This window comes from Streptomyces sp. NPDC001381, from assembly GCF_042895685.1.
Classification (GTDB): Bacteria; Actinomycetota; Actinomycetes; order Streptomycetales; family Streptomycetaceae; genus Streptomyces.
On sequence record NZ_JBIAWO010000005.1, the window covers coordinates 348,472 to 371,228 of the forward strand.

The window sequence follows — 22,757 nt, forward strand, 5'->3', positions numbered from 1 at the left end:
TGACCGGCCAGGGCCCGCGGCAGAACATCGGCGACCGAGTACACGGTGGTGTCCAGCGGTGGAGAAGCGATGACGGAGTTCAGCGCAGGCCACGACGATCCGTTCGCCCCGCACCTCGCTGCCTCGGCGGTGCTCGACGACCGGGGAACAGTGGTCGGATGGAACCGGCGGGCTCAGGAACTGCTCGGCTACCAGGACACGGCCGTGATCGGGTGTCCGGCGTTCGAGATCCTGGTCGATCCTCACGATCTGCCGGCTGTTACCGAGGCCGCCGAGAACTGCCGCAGGGCCGGTGCCTGGGCCGGCGTGCTCAGATTGCGCCACCGTGACGGGCGGCTCGTGGAGCTGGGGCTCAGGGCTCATGAGCTGTCCCGCGACGGCCGGGTCCGTGAGTGGGTCCTCGCGGGGGCGCTCGCGGGTGACGTCCTCGAATGGCAGAGGGACCGCGCGGTTCTCGACGGGTTGTACCGCCGGTGCCCGATCGGCTTGGTCGTCCATGGCCCCGACCTGAGGATTCTCCGGGTCAACCGCGCGATCGAACGCTTCAGCGGCGTCCCGGCAGCAGACTTCCGGGGGCTGCCCACCGGGCGGATGCTCCTCCCCGACGACGCGCGCAAGGCAGTGGACCGGGTGCGCCAGGTGCTGGAGACCGGAAGACCCCTGGTCTACTCCGAGCAGTTCGCCCGCCTGGAGCGGGATCCGGCGAGGGAGCGGGTCGCGTTGGTGTCGTCCTTCCGGATGGAAGACCCCTCGGGCCGCATCCTGGGTGTTGCCGAGATGATCGAGGACATCACCGAACGCCATCGGGCCCAGCGCCGGCTCGCACTTCTCGACCAGGCGGGCAGCCGTATCGGAACCACTCTCGACGTGGCCGAGACCGCCCGGGAACTCGCCGAGGTGATGGTGCCTCACCTCGCCGACCATGCGTCCGTGGACCTGCTTGAGCCGGTGACGCGCGGTGAGGAACCGAGGCGCGCCCTTGCGGGGCCCGTGGTCCGACTGGGGTACTGCAGCATCGGTGCCCAGCAACCCGGACCGCCCCATCCCCACGGCGAGCCGGTGGAGTTCGGGCCCGACACCCCGCAGGCTGGATGCCTGGCCGAGGGACGGCCCGTCCTCGAGCCGGTGATCCCGCCCGACTGGTTCTCGGCGGCAGAGCGCCAGGGTGCCCACGCTCCGGACCCGGGCGCCCACTCCCTGATCGTGGTACCACTTGCCGCGCGTGGCCTGGTGCTCGGTGTGATGACCCTGTGGCGCTCGCGCCGCCCCGATGCCTTCGAGGCCGACGATCTCACCCTCGCTCAGGAACTCGCCGCGCGAGCCGCCGTCGCGATCGACAACGCCCGGCGCTTCACGCAGCAGCAGCAGACCGCCTTCGCCTTGCAGAGCAGTCTTCTGCCCCGGGCGGTTCCGGACCAGTCGGCCGTCGAGGTGGCCCTGCGGTACCTGCCGGCCAGCGCCGGCCCGGGTCTGGGCGGCGACTGGTTCGACGTCATTCCCCTGTCCGGGGCCCGGGTCGCGCTCGTCGTCGGCGACGTGGTGGGACGCGGCATCCATGCTGCCGCGACCATGGGCAGGCTGCGCACCGCCGTCCACACGCTTGCCAGCCTCGACCTGGAACCGGACGAGGTCCTCTCCCGCCTTGACGACCTGGTCAACCTGCTGGCGGCCGAACAGGAAGCAGTCGGCGAACGGCCCGTGGGGGAGCAGGTTGTCGGCGCCACCTGCCTGTACGCCGTGTACGACCCGGTCTCCGGACGCTGCTCCGTGGCCCGCGCCGGTCATCCGCCGCCGGTGGTGACCGCTCCGGATGGTCGGGTGGCGGTGCTCGACCTCCCCGCGTGCCCACCGCTCGGCCTGGGCGGTCTGCCGTTCGAGGCCCGGGACATCGAACTGGCCGAGGGAAGTCTGCTGTGCCTGTACACCAACGGAATCATCGGCGAACGCCACATCGATGCCGAGGTCGGCCTGACGAAGCTGTGTGCGGCGCTCACCCGCCCCGCGGGCGCGCTGGAACGTACATGCCAAGCGGTGGTCGAGGCCCTTGTGCCCTCGCGTCCCAGTGACGACGTCGTACTGCTGATCGCCCGCACGCGCATGCTGCCGTCGGACGACGTCGCCTCCTGGCGTCTGCCGCCGGGGCCTGCCGCCGCCTCCCGGGCCAGGGCGTTGACCACGGCCAAGCTGACCGAGTGGGGTCTGGAGCACCTGGCGTTCACCACCGAGTTGATCGCCAGCGAGCTGGTCACCAATGTGCACCGCTACGCCGGCGGTCCTGCGACCCTGCGGTTGATCCGTGAGCGGTGTCTGGTGTGCGAGGTCAGCGACACCAGCCACACCTCACCGCACCTGCGCCGCGCCCGTACGACCGACGAGGGCGGGCGGGGCCTGTTCCTGGTGGCCCAGATGACCGAACGCTGGGGTACGCGCTACACCCGGGAGGGCAAGACCGTGTGGACCGAGCAACCGCTCAGCGGCACGCCCGTCTGACCGTCTTCGCGGCAGACGCGGGAGGCCGCCCGGAGCCGGCCGTCCCGCGCCGCCGTGGTCATTCGGCTGCGGCGAGCAGCCGTGCCTCGCTCTCCTCGTACAGGCGCCGGTGCTCACGGCTGTCGGCGGCGCGGCGCCGGTGGTCCAGGCGGCTGCCCAACCAGCCCGCCAGGTAGCCGACCGGAATGGAGACCAGTCCGGTGGTCTGCATGGGGAACAGGTCGAAGTCGGCATGCGGGAAGACTGCGGACGGCGTGCCCGAGACGGCCTTGGAGAAGACCAGGAGCAGCAAGGCGCTGGCCGCGCCGCCGTAGAGGGTGGCGAGCAGGCCGGTGCGCGTGAACCCTCGCCAGAACAGGGAGTAGGTGAGCGCGGGTGCCACCGCCGACGCTCCTATGCAGACGGCCAGCGTGGTCAGCACGCCGACGTCCCAGTTCTGCACCGTGGTGGCGAGTCCGATGGCGACGATCCCCACGACCACGCTCGTCCACGCCGCCACCGTCATCTCGGTACGCGGCTCGGCCTGTCCCCGCCGCACCGCATGGGCGAACAGGTCGTGGGCGAGTGACGAGGCCGCTGCCAGGGTCATCCCCGCGACCGACGACAGCAGGGTGATGAACACCATGCCCGCCACGGCCGAGTAGAGCATCGTCGCGCCTGCGGAGCCGGGGGGCCCGCCGAGCATCTGGGACAGCATGAGCATCGACGTTCTGCCCTGAGGATCGGCCGCGGTGATGTGCTGCGATCCCACCAGGGCCGCCGCGCCCGTACCCATGATGATCACGAGCAGGCAGAACGTGGTGACCGTGCCCACCGCCCATGACATGGAGCGACGTACGGCCGGTACGTCCCGCGCGGAGTACATGCGCATCGTGATGTGTGGCAGGCAGGCCACACCGAGGATGACGGTGATCTGGAAACTGACGAAGTCCAGTCGGCCAGTGGCCGACGTGCCGAGCTGCAGGCCCTGCTGCAGGTAGGCGGGGCCCGCGACGCTGCCGTGTTGGGCGGCCCTGAGGATGGCGCCGGGGCTCCAGTCGAAGCGGTTCAGTACGAGAGCGGCGACGACGATGCTGGTGCCGAGAAGGAGCACGATCTTGATCATCTGGATCAGCGCGGTGCCCCTCATACCGCCGATCGCCGCATAAATGATCATCAGAGTGCCGACGATGACGATGGACGCCGTCCTGGCGCCCGCCGCGTGCGGGATGTTCAGGATGAAGGTGAGCAGCGACCCGGCTCCGGAGAGCTGGACGACCAGAAAGGGCAGGGTCGCCGAGAGCGTCACCACGCAGGCCGCGATACGCACGGCCCGTCCGGGCATGGTGCGGGCCAGGACGTCGCCCATGGTGAACCTGCCGGCGTTGCGCAGGGGTTCGGCCAGCAGGAACATCAGCAGCACCAGGGACAGGGCGGTACTGACCGCGAGGACGTAGCCGTCGTATCCGGTGAGCGCGATGATGCCGGTGGTGCTCAGTACCGTGGCCGCGGAGATGTAGTCGCCCGCGATCGCCAGGCCGTTCTTGAGCGGGGTGAGCGACAGGTAGCCGGTGTAGAAGTTCGTCAGGTCGTCGCGTTCCGGTCCCGCCATGACACACATCATCAGCGTGACGGTGACCAGCGTGGTGAACAGAACCAGGACGGTGCCCTGCGTCCCGGAGCTGAAGTCGGTCATCTGGTCGCCCCCGCGTTCCGGCCGGCGGGGACCGCCCGCTCCCTGACGGCGCGGGCCAGCGGATCCACCGAACGTCGTGCGCTGCGTCCGTACCAGGAGACGGCCGCGAAGGTGACGACGAGCTGGAGGACGCCCAGGGCCATGCCCAGACTCAGTTCTCCGGTGATCTTGGAACCCATCAGGCCGGGCGTGTAGCAGGAGAGCAGGACGTACACCACGAAGGAGCCGAGCGCGGTGCACGTGGAGATCCGGCGGAGCAGGCGGTAGGCCGAGCGCAGGGCGGCGAGGTCGGCGTCGGGCCGACGAGTCTCGTGCGCGTAGGGGGCGTCCCAGGTGGCGTGCCGCCCGTACGCGTCGTATCGAGGGGTGTCGTGCCCGTACTGCTCCGGCCACGAACTCTGCCCGTACGTGTCGTGTCCGGAGGGGATCCGGTGGGGTTCGGGGTACGGCGGCGGCCATCCCGCAGGTGCTGATGGTGGGTACCGGTTCTCGTCGGAATACGTCATCGCCTGGCCTTCCACTGCGGCTCGGATCCGTGCGGTGAACAGAGAAGAATGCTTCAGGCGGCGCACCATACCGACTGGTTGGCATGTGAGTAAGCCCGTCGTCCGTCACGTTTCGGGATTGATCCGGTCTCCGGGTGGAGACCGGCCGACGGTGGTCACGAGCGCGCCCAGTGGTGTGCTCTCGACGGCGTGGGGTTCATCACAGCCGGTTATATTGTGCACAATTTAATTGCTGGCTAGCGTCTGAGGTCAACGGCACCACCACAGGAGGCAGCACCATGGACTTCGTCCGCTACGAGGACTACCGCCCCGCCGAACGGCCGACCTATCAGCAGGAGTTGGAGGCGGTGGTCGCCCAGGTGGCACAGCGCACCGGCACCTCGGTCGAGCGCGAGGCCGTCGGCCGCGCCGTCCGCACCGCCCACGGAAAGACCTACGGCCTCCTCAAGGCCACGGTCACGGTCGGTGAGAACCCGGACTTCCACGGGCAGGGCATCTTCGCCCGGCCCACCGAGTACGACGCTGTCGTCCGCTACTCCAACGGTCTGGGTCACCAGCGTCCCGACCACCAGCTGGGCGCGGCGTGTGGGATGGGCATCAAGATGTTCGGGGTCCCCGGCCCCACACTGCTGGCCGACGAACCGGACACCGGTACCTTTGACCTCAACCTGATCAACAACGAGGTCTTCTTCGCGAACACCGCCTACGACTACATGGTCATCGAGGAGTTGTTCGCGGAACTGCCCGAGGGCCTGGCAAACCCCGCCCGCCGCAAGACCTGGATGGCGGAGTTCCTGACCCGCCGGGGTACGCTCACCGATCCCGACGGCTGGCTCTGGGACGAACTGTTCGCCATGCTCTCGTTCACCACCGTCCCGCGCAGGAACCTGCTGTCGTACAGCTACAACAGCATGGGTGCCTTCCGTTACGGCGATCACATCGCCAAGATCCGCACCGTGCCGACGGCCGAGTCCCTGGCCGCCCTCACACACCAGATCGTGGACGTGCACGCGGACAACGAGGCGTTCCGCCGCACCCTGGTCGCGGAGGCCGCGGAGCGCGACCACTCCTTCGAGCTCCAGGTGCAGCTCAACACCGACCTGGCTCGCATGCCGGTGGACAACACCTCCGTGAAGTGGCCCGAAGAGTTGTCCCCCTGGGTCACCGTCGCCCGTGTCGATCTCCCGCGGCAGGACATCGGCGGGGACGACAACGTGGCGGCCGCCGACGCCACGTCGATCACACCGTGGCGCTCGCGTGAGGAGCACCGGCCCATCGGCGAGATCCAGCGGGTGCGGCAGGAGGTGTACCGGCGCTCGTCCATCGAGCGGCATCGCATCAACGGACAGCAGCGGAGCGAACCGGTCGGCAGCGCGCAACTGCTCGGCTAGCCCGGTCAAGGCGCGTGCCGGGCAGCGGAATCCCCGGCCCCGCGCGGGCGGCGGTGGGCAGGGTCAGCGGGTGGGGTCGAGGAGGATCTTGCGGACGCCCTCGGAGCGGCCTGCGAACAGTTCGTACGCCGCCGGGCCTTCGGAGAGCGGAAGGTGGTGGGAGACGACCACCTCCGGCTTGATCCGGCCGGCGAGGGTGAGCGCGATCAGGGGCGGGAGTTCGTAATGCACCGAGCACAGCCCGATGGCGAACTCCAGTTCCTTGATCTGCGCCAGTCCCATGTGGAAAGGGAACGCCTTGCTCTGGCTGACCCCGACGACGCTGACCCGGCCCGCCTGCCGGACGGCCTTGAGGGCGAGTTCGATGGTGGCGTCCGAGCCCACGGCCTCCACCACGGCGTCCGGTCCGCGTCCGCCGGTCATCTCCCGTATGGCGGAGCGTGCGTCGTCGCCCTCGACCGGCTCGGCACCCAGGGTGGCCGCGAAGGCGCGGCGCTCCGCGACCAGGTCCGCGGCCAGCACCCGCGCGGCGCCCATCGCGTAGGCGGACTGGACGGCCATGAGACCGACCGGCCCGAGGCCGATGACCAGGACGGTCTCACCGGGCTGGATGCGGGCACGGCGGCAGCCGTACCAGGCCGTGGGGGCGTTGTCCGTCAGGACGACGGCGGCCTCGTCGGAGATGCCCTCGGGCAAGTGCACCAGGTTGACGTCGGCGTAGGGCACCGCCAGGGCCTGAGCCTGACTGCCCGGCAGTTGCGGGCTCACTCCGTAGCAGAGTTCGGTGCTGGACTTCGCCCGCTCGCAGCGGGCGGTGAACCCGGCCGCGCACGACCGGCACAGGGCGCAGCCGACCGAGGCGGGCACGAGTACCCGGTCGCCGGGCTTGAAGCCGGTGACCTGGTCGCCGGTTTCGAGCACCACGCCGACGCACTCGTGTCCCGGTGAGTAGCCCAGTTCCGGGCTGAACGGGTTGCCGTGGTAGATGTGCAGGTCGCTGCCGCAGATGCCGGCCGCGGTCACCTGGACCACCGCGTCCGTGGGACGGGTGACGGCCGGGTCGGGAACATTCCCGTAGCGGATGTCGTGACGGCCGTGGTAGCTCAGTGCTTTCACCGGATCTCTCCTTCCGCCCCGCCCGGTCAGTCCGCGACCTGCAGCACGAGCTTGCCGTGGTTCTCGCCACGGAAGAGCCGCATCAGGGTTTCGGGAAACGCCGCCACTCCGCCCGGCACCACGTCCTCCAGGGACTTCAGCCGGCCCTGCGTTCGCCACGTGGCCAGTTGCGCGATCCCCTCGGCGTACCGGTCGGCGTAGTCGAACACCACCAATCCCGTCATGGAGGCGCGGTTCACCAGCAGCGACAGGTAGTTGCCGGGCCCTTGCGGCTTGGTGCTGTTGTACTGGGAGATCGCGCCGCAGACGACGATGCGGGCACCGCGTGCCAGCCGAAGCAGCACGGCGTCCAGAACTTCACCGCCGACGTTGTCGAAGTACACGTCGACACCGTCGGGGGCGTGCTCGCGCAGCGCCTTGCGGACGTCCTCCTTCTGGTAGTCGATCGCGGCGTCGAACCCGAACTCGTCGACCACCAGACGGCACTTGGACTCGCCGCCGGCGATGCCGATGACCCGGCAGCCAAGGATCTTGGCGATCTGGCCGACGACGCTGCCGACCGCCCCCGCCGCCCCGGAGACGACGACGGTCTGACCGGGCTCGGGACGCCCGATGTCGATCAGCCCGAAGTAGGCCGTCAGGCCCGGCATGCCGAGAGCGCCGAGGTAGGTCGGCAAAGGGGCGGCCGCAGGATCGACCTTGGTCACGTCGCGGCCGTCCGACACGCAGTACTCCTGCACGCCGAACGAGCCCGAGACATGGTCGCCGACCGCGAATCCGGAGTGCCGCGAGGCGATCACCCGTCCCACCGCGCCGGCGCGCATGACCTCGCCGATCTCCACGGGGCGGATGTAGGACCTGCCCGCGTTCATCCAGCCGCGCATCGCCGGGTCGATCGACAGGCAGAGCACCTGCACCAGGAATTCACCGTCACCCGGCTCACCGGCCGGCTCCTCGACATGTTCCCAGTCGGTGGGCCGGGGTTCTCCCACGGGACGTGCGGCCAGGCGCACCTGGTGGTTGGTGCTGCTCATCTTCGGCGGCTCCTTCGACGGTCGCGTCGGAACGGCGGCCAGTGCGGCGGCCACGCAGGCCGCCGTCGCCGCGTATCGATGCGATTGCATGGCATACCGTCCAGTCGGTATGAACGGTGAGCGTACGATGCCGTCACGTCGGAGGCAAGAGCCGCCTCGTGATCGCCTGCGAGGTGTCCGGGCTGTCGCCGTACAGCCCCTCGGAGACCTCCTCCGTCGCGGATGGCCGTCTGGTTCACCCCGGTGCTCTGCCTGCCGGTCCAGAGGGGACGAACAGGGGCAGCCAGGCGCCGCGGAGGGCGCCTGACGGGTATCTTCCCAGGTCAGGCGCCCTTTCTTCGGGGTCTAGAAGAAGCCCAGCTTCTTCGGTGAGTACGACACCAGCAGGTTCTTCGTCTGCTGGTAGTGCTCCAGCATCATCTTGTGCGTCTCCCGGCCGATCCCCGACTGCTTGTAACCGCCGAAGGCGGCGTGCGCCGGGTAGGCGTGGTAGCAGTTGGTCCAGACGCGGCCCGCCTGGATCGCCCGGCCCGCGCGGTACGCCGTGTTGATGTCACGCGTCCACACCCCGGCGCCGAGGCCGTACAGCGTGTCGTTGGCGATTTTGACGGCGTCGTCGAAGTCGTCGAACGAGGCCACCGAGACGACCGGTCCGAAGATCTCCTCCTGGAAGACGCGCATCCGGTTGTCGCCCTCGAAGATCGTCGGCTGGACGTAGTACCCGCCCTTCAACTCGCCGTCGTACTCCGCGCGTTCGCCGCCGGTGAGCACCTTGGCGCCCTCCTGGCGGCCGATGTCGATGTAGGAGAGGATCTTCGACAGCTGCTCGCTGGAGGCCTGCGCGCCGATCATGGTCTCGGTGTCGAGGGGGTTGCCCGGCTTGATCAGCGCGGTACGCGCGACCGCCGCCTGGAGGAAGTCGCCGTAGTTGCCGCGCTGGATCAGTCCGCGCGACGGGCAGGTGCACACCTCGCCCTGGTTCAGCGCGAACATGGTGAACCCCTCGAGGGCCTTGTCGCGCAGATCGTCGTCCTTCTCCCAGATGTCGTCGAAGAAGAGGTTCGGCGACTTGCCGCCCAGCTCCAGCGTGACGGGCTTCAGGTTCTCGGCGGCGTACTGCATGATCAGCCGGCCTGTGGACGTCTCGCCCGTGAACGCGACCTTCGCCACCCGGGGGCTGGAGGCGAGCGGCTTGCCCGCCTCGGGGCCGAAGCCGTTGACGATGTTCACCACGCCCGGCGGCAGCAGGTCCGCGACCAGGCTCATCCAGTAGTGGAGGGAGGCCGGGGTCTGCTCGGCCGGTTTGATGACCACCGCGTTGCCGGCTGCCAGCGCCGGCGCGAGCTTCCACGCGGCCATCAGAATCGGGAAGTTCCACGGGATGATCTGCGCGACGACGCCGAGCGGCTCGTGGAAGTGGTACGCCACCGTGTCCTCGTCGACCTCGCTGAGCGAACCCTCCTGCGCGCGCACCGCCCCGGCGAAGTAGCGGAAGTGGTCGATGGCCAGCGGGATGTCCGCCGCCAGCGTCTCGCGGACCGGCTTGCCGTTCTCCCAGCTCTCCGCGACCGCGAGGGGCTCCAGAGAGGCCTCCATGCGGTCGGCGATCTTCAGCAGGATGTCCGAGCGCTCGGTCGCCGACGTACGCGCCCAGCCGGGCGCGGCCGCGTGCGCCGCGTCGAGAGCCCGCTCCACGTCCTCCTCCGTGCCGCGCGCCACCTCGGTGAACGGCTGCCCGTTGACGGGGGACGGGTTCTCGAAGTACTGCCCGCGGGCCGGCGGCACGTACTCGCCGCCGATGAAGTGGTCGTATCGCGCCTGGTAGGAGACGATCGCGCCCTCGGTGCCGGGCGCCGCGTAACGGGTCATGCCGGTGTGCCTCCCTGAGCAGGGCCGCCCGCCGTTGGGCGGCTCTGGCGGGAGGCTAGGGACGCGGACGTTGCAGCGACGTTGCGGCCCCTGGTCCTGCCGTCACCTTCCCGTCTGCCGTGCGACGCCCGGCACGACCTGGCGGCGCGCCCAGCGCTCCGGTGCCGTCAGTTCCTTCTCCAGCGCCGTCAGGCGCGCCCGTATCGCCGCCGTCGGGCGGACCGCCGCCAGCGCCCGCCATACGGCGAGGTCGTCCTCGCCCCACGGCGTGTGCGCCCAGTCCGCCAGCAGGTCGGGGTCCTGGCCGGCGATCAGCGCGGCGCGCAGACCGTCGGCGAGGCGCTCCCGGAGCCGTACGACCGCCGGAGCCTGCGAGGCCGGCAGCAGCGGCCCGGTGTAGGCCGCCAAGGCCGCCGTCAACGCGCCCGAGGCCAGCCGCCGTTCGACCACCGAGACGTCGGACTCCAGGGGAACGGTGAGCCGGTAGGGGCGCGACGCCAGCAGCCCGGGGCCGAGCACCCCCCGCAGCCGGGCGAGTTCCGCCCGCAGGGTCACCGGCGTCACCGACTCGTCCTCGTACAGCGCGCACAGCAACTCGTCGCCGGTCAGGCCCTCCGGGTGCCGGGCCAGGAGCACCAGGATCTCGCTGTGCCGGCGGCTGAGCCTGATGCCGCCGCCTGAGACGACCAGGCGCGCCTCGTCCCTGCCGAGCGCGGTCAGCTCCGGCACGTCGGCCCGCGGGCGCTCGGGGGTGAGCAGCGCCAGCTGGGCCTCCGCGGCCCGCGCGACCGCCTGGACGAAGCCCAGGCTGTGCGGATGGGCCAGCCCGTCGCCGCCGGTGATGTCCACCGCCCCCAGCACCCTCCCGGTCCGTGGATCGTGCACGGGCGCGGCCGCGCAGGTCCACGGCTGCACCCGCCGGATGAAGTGCTCCGCCGCGAACACCTGCACCGGACGGTCCACGGCGACCGCGGTACCCGGCGCGTTCGTCCCGACGGCGCTCTCCGCCCACCGCGCGCCCGGCACGAAGTTCATCCGCCCCGCCTGCTTCCGCGTCGCCGCGTGCCCCTCGACCCACAGCAGCCTGCCGTGCGCGTCGCACACCGCGAGGAGGTGCTCCCCGTCGGCGGCGAACGTGCCCATGAGTTCGCGGAACAGCGGCATCACCCGGGCCAGCGGATGCTCGGACCGGTACGTGCCGAGATCGCCGTCGGTCAGTTCCACACTCGCGGTGCCGTCGGGACCCACTCCGGCCCGCGCCGAACGCCGCCACGAGTCCGCCACGACGGCCCGCACCGGCCTCGGTACCGTCCCCGCCTCGGTGAACGTCTGATGCGCCCGGCGCAGGATCCGTACCCGCTCGGCAGGGTCGTCCCCCGGCTCCAGGGCCACCCACGGATCGCTCGGCAACTCGCCCTCCCGGCAGACGACACGGCTGGGGACATCGTCACGCCGGGTGTGCGGTGCGACAACCGTTTGGACACGGTCGTCCGAAGTCGGGCGTCCGGGTCCGGTCCCGACCGGGTCCGCGGCCCTTCAGACGCGGTTCACGAGTCTCATGTACCGGCCCCAGTCCCAGTTCGGACCGGGATCGGTGTGGTCCGTGCCCGGCACCTCGTAGTGGCCGATGATGTGCGCGCGGTCCCGGGGGATGCCGTACCGCGCGCAGACCGAGGCCGTGAGCCGGGCGGACCGCTCGTACATCGCGTCGGTGAAGGAGTCGGGCCGGTCCACCCATCCCTCGTGCTCGATGCCGACGCTGCGGGTGTTGTACTCCCAGTTCCCCGCGTGCCAGGCGATGTCGGACTCGCGTACGCACTGCGCCACATGGCCGTCGGCGGAGCGCACGACGTAGTGCGCGGACACCTTCTTCTTCGGGTTCTGGAAGACGGACAGGGCCTGGGCGTAGTCGGTCTGTGTGACGTGGATGACGACACGGTCGACGGGATGGGTGGCGGGGCGGTCGGAGGGGGTGCGGTTGGAGCCGGTGGCGGGCTGCCACTCGGCGTGCCGGTAGTCGACGGCCTGGGTCTGCGCGCCGGCCCGCGCGCCGGGGAGGAGGGTGTACGGGACGGCGACGAGGGCTGCGCCCGTCAGCAGCCGCCGCCTCGTGGGCCCGGACCGGGTTGCTGCTTGGCTGAGGTGAGGGTCGCTCATGGCTGCGCTCTCCGTTCTGCGGAGACCGACGGCTGCCCCGCGGGGATCACGTTACGGCGATCACCGGTCAGGCAGCGGGAGGCCGTGGAGTTCGGTGGACAGAAGCCCCCTTGTGGACAACTCGCTCACCCGAACGTGGAGTTTCGGCCCACCGCGGCTCGCGGGCGGCCCCTCGGCGCCCGCGCCTGTCCCGGGACCTCGGCCGACGGTCACCCGTAAGGCCACCTGTCAGGCCCCCTCCGCCCCCACCGCGGCCGGGTCGTCCAGCACGGCGCGCACCACCGAGTGGGCGGCGCCCAGCAACGGTCCCTCGGGGCCGAGCCGGGACACGGAAACGGGGCGTGCGGGGCCGGCCGAGCGCCGGGCGAGTTCGGATTCGAGCGACGGCAGCAGCCAGGGGGCGAGCCCGGCCAGGGCGCCGCCGAGCACGACGCTCTCGGGGTCCAGCAGGTTGAGCGCCCCGGTGAGGGCGATGCCGAGCGCCGTTCCCGCATCGCGCAGGGCCCGCCGTACGTCAGGGTCGCCGTCCGCCGCGCGCCCCGCGAGGAGTCCGACGCGGTCGCCGCCCGGTTCGAGCCCGGCCGCCCGCAACACCGCCTCCTCGCCGGCGTACTGCTCGAGACACCCCCGGCCGCCGCACACGCACTCCGGTCCGTCGGGGTGGACCGGCACATGCCCCAGTTCGCCCGCGAAGCCGCGGGTGCCACGCAGCAGGCTGCCGTCCACGACCAGCGCGGCGCCGATGCCGATCTCGGCGGAGACATGCAGGAAGTCCCGCGGTGTGCGCTCGCCGAGCCAGAGCTCGGCCAGCCCGCCGAAGTTGGCCTCGTTGTCCACCGTCAGCGGGTAGTCACCGGGCAGCAGGGCGCCGAGGTCGATGTCGTGCCAGTCGAGGTTCGGGGCGCGTACGACCGTCCGGCCGTCGCGGGCGACCAGGCCGGGGACGGCCACGGCGAGCCCGGCCGGCCACAGCCCCTCGCCCGCCGCCTCGGCGACGACCTCGCGCAGCAGCCCGGTCAGCTCCTCGATCACCGGCTCGGGGGAGCGACCCCGGTTCGTGCCGTGCCGTACGGCGCGCGCCCGCACCTCGCCGCGCAGGTCGACGGCGCAGACCGCGAGATGGTCGACGCCGATCTCGGCGCCCAGCCCCGCGGGACCGCGTCCGCTCACCGCCAGCGCCGATCCGGGCCGGCCCACCCTGCTGGGCCGCTCCGGGCCCAGCTCCTCCAGCAGGCCGGTGCGTATCAGCTCGTCGACGAGCGTCGACACCGCCGCACGCGTCAGGCCGATGCGGGAGGCGACCGCTGCCCGGGACAGCGGCCCCTGGGCGCTGACGGCGTGCATCACCCGCGCCAGGTTGCGGCGGCGCATGCCCTGCTGGGTGTCGGGCAGCGCACGCCCCGGGCCGGTGGCGCGGGCCTCGTGCGGGGGAGCGGTCATGCCTGAGTCGATTCGTCGTCGAGGGTCAGTGGGTGGGCCGGCTCCGCTCCAGCAGCGGGGCCGCGTCGGAGAGTACCCCGGCGATCCTGGCCAGCGCCGCCTCGTCCCGCTCCACGGCGTCGAGCACCGGACCCCGCGCGGTGTTCCAGCGGCGGGCGACGGCGGCCGGGTCCTCGCCGGTCAGCAGCCCGGCGGCCTGTGCCGCCGCGCCGAGCGCGACGAGTTCCTTCGCCTCGGGGATCTGCACCGGCCGCCCGGACAGCCGCCGTACCGTCTGCTGCCAGGCCGTGCCGCGTGCGCCGCCGCCGATCAGCAGCAGCGGAGCCGAACGGTCCGCCTCCTCGTCGAGGACCAGGTCGAGCGCGCCGAGCAGGGAGTGCACGGCACCGTCGTAGGCGGCCTGCAGCAGCTGCCCGGCCGTGGTGTCGTGGCGCAGGCCGTGCAGCAGGCCCGAGGCGTTCGGCAGGTTCGGCGTGCGCTCGCCGTCCAGGTAGGGCAGCAGCGTGAGCTCCTCGGTGGGCTCCACCGCCTCACGGTCCAGGCCCAGCAGCGCCGCGAGCCGGTCCACGGCGAGCGTGCAGTTCAGGGTGCAGGCCAGCGGCAGCCAGTCGCCGTGGGCGTCCGCGAAGCCCGCCACCGTGCCGGTCGGATCGGTGGGGCGGCGCTTCGCCACCGCGTACACCGTGCCCGACGTGCCGAGGCTCAGCACCGGAGTGCCGGGACGCAGCCCGAGGCCGAGCGCCGCCGCCGCGTTGTCGCCGGTGCCCGGCGCGACCAGGGTGCCCTTGGAGAACGGCAGGTCGTGGCTGTCGCGCACGGTGCCCGCGATCTCGCCGGGGCGCACCACGCGGGGGAGCAGTGCCGGGTCGAGCCCGACATGGGCGAGGATCTCCTCGTCGTAGCCCTCCGTCGCGGACGCCCACCAGCCGGTGCCGGAGGCGTCGCCGCGGTCGGTGGTGCCCTCGCCCGTGAGGCGCTCGGTGAGGTAGTCGTGGGGAAGCCGGACGGCCTTCGTCGCGCGCAGGGCCTCCGGCTCGTGCTCGGCCAGCCAGGCCCACTTCGTGACCGTGAAGGAGGCGGCCGGGACGGACCCGGTGCGCTCCGCCCAGAACTTCGCCCCGCCCAGCTCCTCGGTCAGCCGCCGGGCCTGGGGGGCCGAGCGCACGTCGTTCCACAGCAGCGCCGGCCGCACCGGCTCGCCGTGTCCGTCCAGGGTGACCAGCCCGTGCTGCTGCCCGCCGATCGACACCGCGGCGGCCTCGCGCGCCGCGTCGCCGCACTGGCGCAGCGCCTCGTGCAGGGCGTCCCACCACTGACGCGGGTCGCTCTCGCGGCCGGCCCCGGAGGACACGGTGTGCGGGGCCTGGCCGCTCGCGACGACCTCGCCGGTGGCCGCGTCGACGACCAGCGCCTTGGTGGACTGGGTGGACGAGTCCACGCCGACGACGAGCGGACCCTCGGCTGCTGACATCGGGCTCTCCCTCAAGTTTTTCCGCGGCTCTGCGGGATCTGTCTTCCCAGAGATGCGTTCGCATACTAATTTGTAAACGGCCATGACGAAATAGTCGGCGAGACAGTCTTCAAGCAAGGAGCCGCGGCATGAACTACCAGCCCACCCCCGAGGACAGGTTCACCTTCGGCCTGTGGACCGTCGGCTGGCAGGGAAGGGACCCGTTCGGCGACGCCACGCGGCGCGCCCTCGACCCGGTCGAGACGGTGCAGCGCCTGGCCGAGCTGGGTGCCTACGGCGTGACGTTCCACGACGACGACCTGATCCCGTTCGGGTCCTCCGACAGCGAGCGCGAGGAGCACGTCAAGCGCTTCCGCCAGGCCCTGGACACCACCGGTATGACCGTGCCGATGGCCACCACCAACCTCTTCACGCACCCCGTCTTCAAGGACGGCGCGTTCACCGCGAACGACCGCGACGTGCGCCGTTACGCCCTGCGCAAGACGATCCGCAACATCGACCTGGCCGTCGAGCTGGGTGCGAAGACCTACGTCGCCTGGGGTGGCCGTGAGGGCGCGGAGTCCGGTGCCGCCAAGGACGTACGCGTGGCCCTCGACCGGATGAAGGAGGCCTTCGACCTCCTCGGCGAGTACGTCACCTCCCAGGGCTACGACCTGCGCTTCGCGATCGAGCCCAAGCCGAACGAGCCGCGCGGCGACATCCTGCTGCCCACCGTCGGCCACGCCCTGGCCTTCATCGAGCGCCTGGAGCGCCCGGAGCTGTACGGCGTCAACCCCGAGGTCGGGCACGAGCAGATGGCCGGGCTGAACTTCCCGCACGGCATCGCCCAGGCGCTGTGGGCGGGCAAGCTCTTCCACATCGACCTCAACGGCCAGTCCGGCATCAAGTACGACCAGGACCTGCGCTTCGGCGCCGGCGACCTGCGCTCGGCGTTCTGGCTGGTCGACCTGCTGGAGAGCGCCGGTTACGCGGGCCCGAAGCACTTCGACTTCAAGCCGCCGCGCACCGAGGACCTCGACGGCGTGTGGGCGTCCGCCGCGGGCTGCATGCGCAACTACCTGATCCTCAAGGAGCGCGCGGCCGCGTTCCGTGCCGACCCGGAGGTCCAGGAGGCCCTGCGCGCCTCCCGCCTCGACGAGCTGGCCCAGGCCACCGCCGCCGACGGCCTGCAGAGCCTGCTCGCCGACCGCACCGCGTTCGAGGACTTCGACGTCGAGGCGGCCGCCGCCCGGGGCATGGCCTTCGAGCGGCTCGACCAGCTCGCGATGGACCACCTGCTCGGCGCCAGGGGCTGACCGGTGCCCGGACGAACCTCCGCACGGAATACGCCGGAGTCATGCCCTCCGTGGCATGACCCCGTATCAACTTCCGTGTGGGGGTCGTCCCTCGTGCGGTTCGCGGGGACGCTGGACGTATGGCCACGCCACCCGTACCGCCCCAGCCGCCCGGACCGCCGAGTGACACGCCGCCTCCCGGCGGCTTCGGACCGCCTCCCCCGGGTCACGGCGCCGGTGGCCCCCGACGGCGCAGGAGCCCGCTCGTCGTGGTGCTCGCGCTGCTGGTCACCGCGGGAGCCGTGCTCGCCGTCGTCCTGATGGCCTCGGACGGTGACGACTCACCGGACGACGAGCCGACCGGGAGCCGCACCGGTTCCTCTCCCGCCCCTTCGATCAGCCTTCCCGTGGAGCTGCCCAGCGGGTTGCCGAGCGAGCTGCCGTCCGGACTCCCGAGCACCCTGCCGACCGAGATCCCCAGCGACCTGGAGTCGCTGCTGCCGTCCCTCAGCGCGCTGCTGCCCTAGCGCCCCCCCCCGCGCGCGCGTGGAGGTGCCGTCACCCACACGCGCGCGTACCCGGACGCGGGGGCGTGATCCGTCACACGTCCCGCGGCAGCCGTACGTGGGGCGTCGGCGCCCGGCGGACCGACGCCCCACCCCGCCCCGAGCTCGGGAAGGCGTCTACTCGCCGTCCGGCCGGGTCGCGGTCAAGGCCGTCGCCGGGTCCCGCGCGGCGATCCCGGCCGGCATCCAGCGACCGCCCTCCTTGCGGTACGGCCACCAGCGCCCGTCCCGCCCGAGGCGCAGCTGACCGGCGGCCCCGACGGCCGTCCACCGGTTGCCCCGCGCCCGCAGCACCGGCCGTTCGCCGTCCTCCCAGGCCGACTCCAGCGCCGCACGCGCGCGTGCGAGCACGTCGCCCTCCACGGTCCACTCCTCCTCCAGGACCGACAGCGCTGCCGCACCTCCGTACCGCCAGGCCCGTACGGCCGCCGCCAGTTGGTCGCGGCTGCGTCCCGAGCCGACGGCGAGCCGCTCGGTCACCCCGCCGTTCTCCGGCTCCCCGCCGGCATGGGAAGCCAGTCGCACCGCGTCCTGCGCCACCGTCAACGGCGCTGCGGAGTCCAGATGTCCGTCGTCGCCGCGCAGTGCTTCCGAGAGCAGGAGACGCGCGGTGGCGGCCGTCCGGGCGGCGAGGATCTCCAGGGCCGCCGGATCCACCCCCGGCGGAGGCGCGGCGTCCGTGTCCAGCGAAGGCGGTACGCCCGGCTCCGGGGGGAACCCGGGCACGGCCGGCAACGGCGGCAGGACGTCTCCCGCTGCGTACGCCTCGGCCGCGTCCACCCCGTCCGGCCGAGGAGGTTCCGCCTCGGCCGGAGCGACCGTGACACGGGCCTGCAGGGCGTCGAGCACGGTCTGTTCGGCGCGTCCCCGGAGCAGCAGCAGGAGGAACGGATCCTGGTCGAGCAGCCGCGCCACCTGGTAGCAGAGCGCCGCTGTGTGACCGCAGTGGTCCCAGGCGCCGCAGTCGCACTCGGCCTCCAGCTCGCCGAGCCCCGGCAGCAGGTCGACGCCGGCCGTCGCCGCGTCCTCCACCAGATGCGGCGGCATCTCACGGTCGAGCAGGGCGGCGACATGCCCGGCCCGCTCCGCCGCCAGGTCCAGAAACCGGCCCCACTCCGCGTCCGAGAGCTCGCCGAGCAGCACATCGGCCCGGTGCGCGGTCCGGTCGCGATCCCGTACGACAGCCGTGATGCGCCCCGGCCGCACCGACACCGCGCCCACCGCGCCCGCGCGCGCCATCCCGCGTCCCGTCCGCACCTGCCCGGCGTCCAGCGCACCGTCCTCCAGCGCGGCCAGCCACGCCCGGCCCCACCAGCTCTGCGCGAACGCCCTCCCGCGCGCGGGAGGCAACGCGGCGAACGTACGCTCCAGGCCGTCGTGCGCGTTCATCGCGTGCCTCCTCGCAGCTCGACCAGATCGGCCAGCTCACTGTCCGTCAGTTCGGTGAACGCCGCCTCACCGGATCCCAGCACGGCGTCGGCGAGGCCCTGCTTGCGGCGCAGCATGTCGGCGATACGGTCCTCGATGGTGCCCTCGGCGATCAGCCGGTGCACCTGCACGGGCCGTGTCTGGCCGATGCGGTACGCCCGGTCGGTGGCCTGAGCCTCGACGGCGGGGTTCCACCAGCGGTCGTAGTGCACGACGTGCTCCGCGCGCGTGAGGTTGAGCCCTGTGCCGGCCGCCTTCAAGGAGAGCAGGAACACGGGGACCTCACCGTCCTGGAAGCGCCGGACCATCGCCTCGCGCTCGGCCACGGGCGTCCCGCCGTGCAGGAACTGCGTGGGCACGCCGCGCACCGCCAGGTGCCGCTCCAGGAGCCGCGCCATGCGCACGTACTGGGTGAAGACCAGGACGCCCGCGCCCTCGGAGAGGATCGTCTCGAGCAACTCGTCGAGGAGCTCCAGCTTCCCGGAGCGTCCCGCGGTCCCCGGCCGCTCCTCCTTGAGGTACTGCGCCGGATGGTTGCAGATCTGCTTCAGGCCGGTCAGGAGCTTCACGATCAAGCCGCGACGAGCCATGTCGTCGGCCTCGGCGATCGCCGCGAGCGTCTCGCGCACCACCGCCTCGTACAGGCCCGTCTGCTCCCTGGTGAGCGACACCGGGCGATCGGTCTCGGTCTTGGGCGGCAGCTCAGGGGCGATCCCCGGATCCGACTTGCGGCGGCGCAGCAGGAACGGCGCCACGAGCCGGGCGAGCCGCTCCGCCGCCGCCGGATCCCCGCCGCCCTCGACGTCACGCGCGTACCGCCTGCGGAACGCGCCCAGGCGGCCCAGCAGGCCCGGTGTCGTCCAGTCCAGGATCGCCCACAGCTCCGACAGGTTGTTCTCCACCGGGGTCCCGGTCAGCGCGACACGCGCGCGTGCGCCGATGGTGCGCAGTGCCCGCGCGGTCGCCGAGTACGGGTTCTTCACGTGCTGCGCCTCGTCCGCCACGACCAGGCCCCACGGCACCTCCCCGAGCCGGGCGGCGTCCAGCCGGAGGGTGCCGTAGGTGGTGAGCACGAACTCCCCGCCGGCCAGGGAGTCCAGGTCACGGCGCGGCCCGTGGAAGCGGCGCACCGGCGTACCGGGGGCGAATCTCTCGATCTCGCGCTGCCAGTTGCCCATCAGCGACGTCGGGCAGACCACGAGGGTGGGACCGGCTGTCGAGACGTCGCTCTGGCGGTGGAGGTGCAGGCTGATCAGCGTGATGGTCTTGCCCAGTCCCATGTCGTCGGCCAGGCAGCAGCCGAGTCCGAGCGACGTGTTCCGCGCCAGCCAGTCCAGGCCGCGCCGCTGGTAGTCGCGCAGCGTGGCGTCGAGCGCGGCGGGCTGCGCCACCGGCTCCCGCGCCCCGGGGCTCGTCAGCCGCTCCCGCAGGGCCGCCAGCGGGCCCGTGGGCCGCACCTCGACCCAGCGGCCGTCCACCTCGGCGGAGCCCGTCAGGGCGGCGCCGAGCGCTTCGACCGGCGTCACCTTGCGGTCCTGCTGGGCGCGGGCCCGGCGCAGTTCCCGCGGATCGATCAGGACCCACTGGTCCCGCAGCCGTACGAGGGGCCGGCCGGCCTCCGCCAGCCGGTCCAGTTCCTCACGTGTGAGCCGCTGGTCGCCCACGGCGAACCACCAGGTGAACGACAGGAGCGCGTCGGCCGAGAGGAAGGACGGCGTCTCCGGGCCCGAGCCGTCCCTTCCGCCCCCGTCCGCTTCGTCCTCCGGCAGCCCCACCACCGCGCGGGCGGTCAGGGTACGGGCCAGTTCCCTCGGCCAGTGCACCTCGACGCCCGCGCCCGCCAGCACCCGCGAACCGTCCCCGAGCAGTTCGGCGATCTCCTCGTCGAGAAGGCCGACGGAATCGGGGACACCGGCCGACAGCAGCGGGGTGAGCGCGGGCCACGCCCGGGCGGCGCGGCGCAGGGCCAGCAGCGCGTCCATGCGCGCGCGGGGACCGAATCCGTCGTGCACGGCTCCGGTGTCGCCCCAGATCTCGGCGGCGTCCACGACGAGCGCGGGATCGTTCACACTGTGCACCTGAGGCACGGCCCGGAACCGCGCCACCGTCTCGCCGGACGCCGGGACCGCCGCTCCGGGCGTCCCGATCCCGGGCGTCTCGATCCCCGACACCTCGATCCGCAGCGACACCCGCACACCCGCGTCGTGGCCCGCGGCGACGTCGGCGACCCACCCGCGCAGCTCCGGCAGGTGCCGCGGCCGCGGGGCGGCGTAGGCGGGGCCGCCCGTGACGAGCGGGGCGGCGGGGGAGCGGGGCAGCGCGTCGGCGACCGCGTCCAGGAAGGCCCGCAGCAGGCGCTCCGGGTCCGGCAGCCGCAGGGGCGGTGCCTCCTCGACGGGCACGGCATGGGCCTCGGGCGGCATCGAGGCGGCCAGCCGGCGGACCTCCTCGATGTCCTCCGGCCCGAGCGGCCCTGCCCGCCAGGCGTCGTGGTCCTCCGACGACAGGCCGGGCAGCAGCAGTCCCCGCGCCACGCATCGCAGCGCCAGCAGGGATGCCGCGCCCCAGAACACGGCGGCCCGGTGCCCTTCGGCGGAGACGCGCGCGCGTGCGAGAACCGGCAGGGCCTCCCGCACCGGCAGCAGCACGGCACGCACGCGCGTGAGCGACACACCGGCAGCAGCGGGCTGGACGACGGTCAGGTCCTCGACGGCCGCGGACGCGACGGGAGGAGCGGTGTCACCGCCGGGCCCGGTGACGTCGCCGTCGGGTCGCCAGAAGGCGACGCGGCCGGTGCGGGCCGGGACGCCGGGCACGAACACGGCGGGGCGCCAGGCCAGTTCGGAGATCTCGGGCACTGCTTCCACGGGAACCCTCTGCACAGCGATGAGACTACTCCTCAAATTTGACTACCGCGGTGGAGTCGCCGAGGGTACCCCACCTGCCTCCCGAACGCGCATTCTGTTTCCAGGAGTTCCGCGAGGGTGCGGAGGGGGATCTCAGGGTGCCTCGGGGGTGTAGGTCAGGGAGGTTTCAGGGTCGCGTCCGGAACCGCGCGCGGCGCGAACCCGTTTTCATGACAGAGAGCGGCAGGGGCCGCGAAGGAGGCGACGCACATGTCGAGGAACGCGAAGATCGCCGTAGGAGGTGTGGCGGTCGGACTGCTGTTGTTGATCTGGCTGCCCTGGTGGGCGGCGCTGCTGATCGTGCTGGGAGTTCCGGCGGCGGCCTACCTCACGCTGGACCCCTCGCAGCGGCGCAGGCTGCGCCGTGTCACCCGCAAGGAGCTCGGCCGCTGAGGAGGCGAGGACCGCGACGAGGCGCCCGTCCCTCGCGTGACGCGCGGGGCATGCCGGCCCCGCGGCAGCACCTCGTCGCGGCCCTCGCGCCGTCTCGGAGCGGATGTCAGGCCGAAGTCCGTCTCAGAACGGACGTACGGCCATCTTGTCGAGCGCCTCCAGCAGCCCCGGCAGCTCCGGGCCCCGGCCGACCGGCAGGACCTCACCGGGCCGCGCGTCCAGCAGGAGGAACGCGATGTCGTCGGTCCTGGCCACCAGCGACCAGCCGGGCCCGTCGGCGCGCAGGGTGCGCGCGTCGCCGGAGGCGAAGGACGACCGCACCCGGCCCAGCGGCGGCGGGGTGTCCACGTAGGAACGGGCCTCGGCGAGGACGCGCCGTATGTCACTGCGCTTCTTCGGCGCGGCCTCCGCGGACCCGTCGCCGTTCCCCTCCGCGCCCCCGTCGGCCACCGCTCCGCCGCCGTCCGCCTCGTCGGTGTCCTCGGCGGGCTCCGCCGCGGGCGGGGGCGCGAAGGCGGCGTCGTCTATCTGGTCCCGCCACAGGCTCCACTGGAGCGCGATCTCGTCGGCCCCCAGGCGCCGCTGGGCCGGTCCCCAGACCGACGTGTCCGGAGGGGACAGCACGGGACCCTCCGAGATCTCCGGGGCGGGATCGTGCGGCGCGGGCACGCCGGGCGCCGCCACGGCCACCGCGAGGGGCCACCCGGGCAGAGCGGCGACCACCGTCCGCTCGTCCGGCGACAGGTCGTGCTCCATGCCGCAGTCCCAGGACGCGATCGCCACCGCCACCAGCGACACGTCGTCGATGACGACCGTCCACCGCGCGCCCTCGCCGTCCTGGCCGAGCACCAGGCCGTACCCGTCGGCCAGCGGCGCGAGGCCGAGCGCCGCACACGCCTCCGGATAGTCGTCGCCGAGCACACTCGGGAACTTCGCCGGCGTCAGCAGCGCCGCCGTGAGCACATAGAGCGCATCGTCCGCGGCGGCGACGGCGTCCTCGTCCGTCCCGGCCATCCCAGCCTCCCCATCGGTTCGTCCAAC

The 22,757-nt window shown here is 72.4% G+C and carries 17 protein-coding genes; 5 read left to right on the forward strand and 12 right to left on the reverse strand.

Annotation, left to right across the window (positions count from 1 at the left end; all coding sequences use genetic code 11):
- Positions 1-69 precede the first annotated feature (69 nt).
- Positions 70-2,490, forward strand: a complete 2,421-nt coding sequence (locus tag ACFY2L_RS24315) for a SpoIIE family protein phosphatase (protein ID WP_390823355.1) — start codon at positions 70-72, stop codon at positions 2,488-2,490.
- A gap of 58 nt (positions 2,491-2,548) precedes the next feature.
- Here ACFY2L_RS24315 and ACFY2L_RS24320 read toward each other — a convergent pair whose 3' ends face one another.
- Complete coding sequence (locus tag ACFY2L_RS24320; RefSeq protein ID WP_390657460.1) at positions 2,549-4,165, reverse strand: cation acetate symporter; 1,617 nt, start codon at positions 4,163-4,165, stop codon at positions 2,549-2,551.
- Positions 4,162-4,671 carry a DUF485 domain-containing protein gene (locus ACFY2L_RS24325; RefSeq protein ID WP_390823356.1) on the reverse strand — a complete coding sequence of 170 codons (510 nt, stop codon included), beginning with the start codon at positions 4,669-4,671 and terminating at the stop codon, positions 4,162-4,164. The genes ACFY2L_RS24320 and ACFY2L_RS24325 overlap by 4 nt, the downstream gene beginning before the upstream one ends.
- A gap of 278 nt (positions 4,672-4,949) precedes the next feature.
- On the opposite strand from ACFY2L_RS24325, the gene ACFY2L_RS24330 reads away from it, so the two are divergent.
- The gene (locus tag ACFY2L_RS24330) at positions 4,950-6,062 is read left to right on the forward strand and encodes a catalase family protein (RefSeq protein WP_390657462.1); all 1,113 of its coding nucleotides are present in this window, start codon (positions 4,950-4,952) and stop codon (positions 6,060-6,062) included.
- A 63-nt stretch (positions 6,063-6,125) separates the two neighbouring features.
- On the opposite strand, the gene ACFY2L_RS24335 is transcribed toward ACFY2L_RS24330, so the two are convergent.
- The 7 genes from ACFY2L_RS24335 to xylB form a co-directional block, all read right to left on the reverse strand.
- Positions 6,126-7,178, reverse strand: a complete 1,053-nt coding sequence (locus ACFY2L_RS24335; RefSeq protein WP_390657463.1) for a zinc-binding dehydrogenase — start codon at positions 7,176-7,178, stop codon at positions 6,126-6,128.
- A gap of 26 nt (positions 7,179-7,204) precedes the next feature.
- On the reverse strand, positions 7,205-8,212 hold the full coding sequence (locus ACFY2L_RS24340) for an NADP-dependent oxidoreductase (RefSeq protein WP_390657464.1): 1,008 nt from the start codon (positions 8,210-8,212) through the stop codon (positions 7,205-7,207).
- 345 nt (positions 8,213-8,557) lie between these two features.
- Positions 8,558-10,081, reverse strand: coding sequence for an aldehyde dehydrogenase family protein (locus ACFY2L_RS24345; RefSeq protein WP_390657465.1), 1,524 nt, complete (start codon positions 10,079-10,081; stop codon positions 8,558-8,560).
- A 102-nt stretch (positions 10,082-10,183) separates the two neighbouring features.
- Positions 10,184-11,491 carry a GAF domain-containing protein gene (locus ACFY2L_RS24350; RefSeq protein WP_390823357.1) on the reverse strand — a complete coding sequence of 436 codons (1,308 nt, stop codon included), beginning with the start codon at positions 11,489-11,491 and terminating at the stop codon, positions 10,184-10,186.
- Positions 11,492-11,617: 126 nt separating this feature from the next.
- Positions 11,618-12,238, reverse strand: coding sequence for an N-acetylmuramoyl-L-alanine amidase (locus ACFY2L_RS24355; protein ID WP_390657467.1), 621 nt, complete (start codon positions 12,236-12,238; stop codon positions 11,618-11,620).
- Positions 12,239-12,466: 228 nt separating this feature from the next.
- A complete protein-coding gene (locus ACFY2L_RS24360; RefSeq protein ID WP_390657468.1) occupies positions 12,467-13,678 on the reverse strand; it encodes an ROK family protein in 1,212 nt (403 codons plus the stop codon).
- Positions 13,679-13,703: 25 nt separating this feature from the next.
- Positions 13,704-15,149: a xylulokinase gene (gene xylB, locus ACFY2L_RS24365; RefSeq protein WP_390823358.1), complete on the reverse strand. Its 1,446-nt coding sequence runs from the start codon at positions 15,147-15,149 to the stop codon at positions 13,704-13,706.
- Between the two features lie 128 nt (positions 15,150-15,277).
- Between xylB and xylA the strand changes: the two genes are divergently transcribed.
- Positions 15,278-16,444: a xylose isomerase gene (gene xylA / locus ACFY2L_RS24370; RefSeq protein ID WP_390823359.1), complete on the forward strand. Its 1,167-nt coding sequence runs from the start codon at positions 15,278-15,280 to the stop codon at positions 16,442-16,444.
- A 248-nt stretch (positions 16,445-16,692) separates the two neighbouring features.
- A complete protein-coding gene (locus ACFY2L_RS24375) occupies positions 16,693-16,950 on the forward strand; it encodes a hypothetical protein (RefSeq protein WP_390823360.1) in 258 nt (85 codons plus the stop codon).
- A gap of 156 nt (positions 16,951-17,106) precedes the next feature.
- On the opposite strand, the gene ACFY2L_RS24380 is transcribed toward ACFY2L_RS24375, so the two are convergent.
- Together ACFY2L_RS24380 and ACFY2L_RS24385 are read right to left on the reverse strand one after the other, a co-directional pair.
- On the reverse strand, positions 17,107-18,378 hold the full coding sequence (locus ACFY2L_RS24380; protein ID WP_390823361.1) for an SWF or SNF family helicase: 1,272 nt from the start codon (positions 18,376-18,378) through the stop codon (positions 17,107-17,109).
- A complete protein-coding gene (locus tag ACFY2L_RS24385; protein WP_390823362.1) occupies positions 18,375-21,299 on the reverse strand; it encodes an SNF2-related protein in 2,925 nt (974 codons plus the stop codon). The genes ACFY2L_RS24380 and ACFY2L_RS24385 overlap by 4 nt, the downstream gene beginning before the upstream one ends.
- A gap of 234 nt (positions 21,300-21,533) precedes the next feature.
- Between ACFY2L_RS24385 and ACFY2L_RS24390 the strand changes: the two genes are divergently transcribed.
- Entirely contained in the window at positions 21,534-21,716 is a 183-nt protein-coding gene (locus tag ACFY2L_RS24390; RefSeq protein ID WP_390657474.1) for a hypothetical protein, read from the forward strand.
- A gap of 123 nt (positions 21,717-21,839) precedes the next feature.
- On the opposite strand, the gene ACFY2L_RS24395 is transcribed toward ACFY2L_RS24390, so the two are convergent.
- A complete protein-coding gene (locus ACFY2L_RS24395; RefSeq protein ID WP_390823363.1) occupies positions 21,840-22,730 on the reverse strand; it encodes a hypothetical protein in 891 nt (296 codons plus the stop codon).
- Positions 22,731-22,757 lie beyond the last annotated feature (27 nt).

Bases quoted from the DNA above. Each gene is read 5' to 3' on its own strand.
- ACFY2L_RS24315 (WP_390823355.1), top strand. From the start codon at position 70: ATGACGGAGTTCAGCGCAGGCCACGACGATCCGTTCGCCCCGCACCTC.
- ACFY2L_RS24320 (WP_390657460.1), bottom strand. From the start codon at position 4,165: ATGACCGACTTCAGCTCCGGGACGCAGGGCACCGTCCTGGTTCTGTTC.
- ACFY2L_RS24325 (WP_390823356.1), bottom strand. From the start codon at position 4,671: ATGACGTATTCCGACGAGAACCGGTACCCACCATCAGCACCTGCGGGA.
- ACFY2L_RS24330 (WP_390657462.1), top strand. From the start codon at position 4,950: ATGGACTTCGTCCGCTACGAGGACTACCGCCCCGCCGAACGGCCGACC.
- ACFY2L_RS24340 (WP_390657464.1), bottom strand. From the start codon at position 8,212: ATGAGCAGCACCAACCACCAGGTGCGCCTGGCCGCACGTCCCGTGGGA.
- ACFY2L_RS24345 (WP_390657465.1), bottom strand. From the start codon at position 10,081: ATGACCCGTTACGCGGCGCCCGGCACCGAGGGCGCGATCGTCTCCTAC.
- ACFY2L_RS24355 (WP_390657467.1), bottom strand. From the start codon at position 12,238: ATGAGCGACCCTCACCTCAGCCAAGCAGCAACCCGGTCCGGGCCCACG.
- ACFY2L_RS24360 (WP_390657468.1), bottom strand. From the start codon at position 13,678: ATGACCGCTCCCCCGCACGAGGCCCGCGCCACCGGCCCGGGGCGTGCG.
- xylB (WP_390823358.1), bottom strand. From the start codon at position 15,149: ATGTCAGCAGCCGAGGGTCCGCTCGTCGTCGGCGTGGACTCGTCCACC.
- xylA (WP_390823359.1), top strand. From the start codon at position 15,278: ATGAACTACCAGCCCACCCCCGAGGACAGGTTCACCTTCGGCCTGTGG.
- ACFY2L_RS24380 (WP_390823361.1), bottom strand. From the start codon at position 18,378: ATGAACGCGCACGACGGCCTGGAGCGTACGTTCGCCGCGTTGCCTCCC.
- ACFY2L_RS24390 (WP_390657474.1), top strand. From the start codon at position 21,534: ATGTCGAGGAACGCGAAGATCGCCGTAGGAGGTGTGGCGGTCGGACTG.
- ACFY2L_RS24395 (WP_390823363.1), bottom strand. From the start codon at position 22,730: ATGGCCGGGACGGACGAGGACGCCGTCGCCGCCGCGGACGATGCGCTC.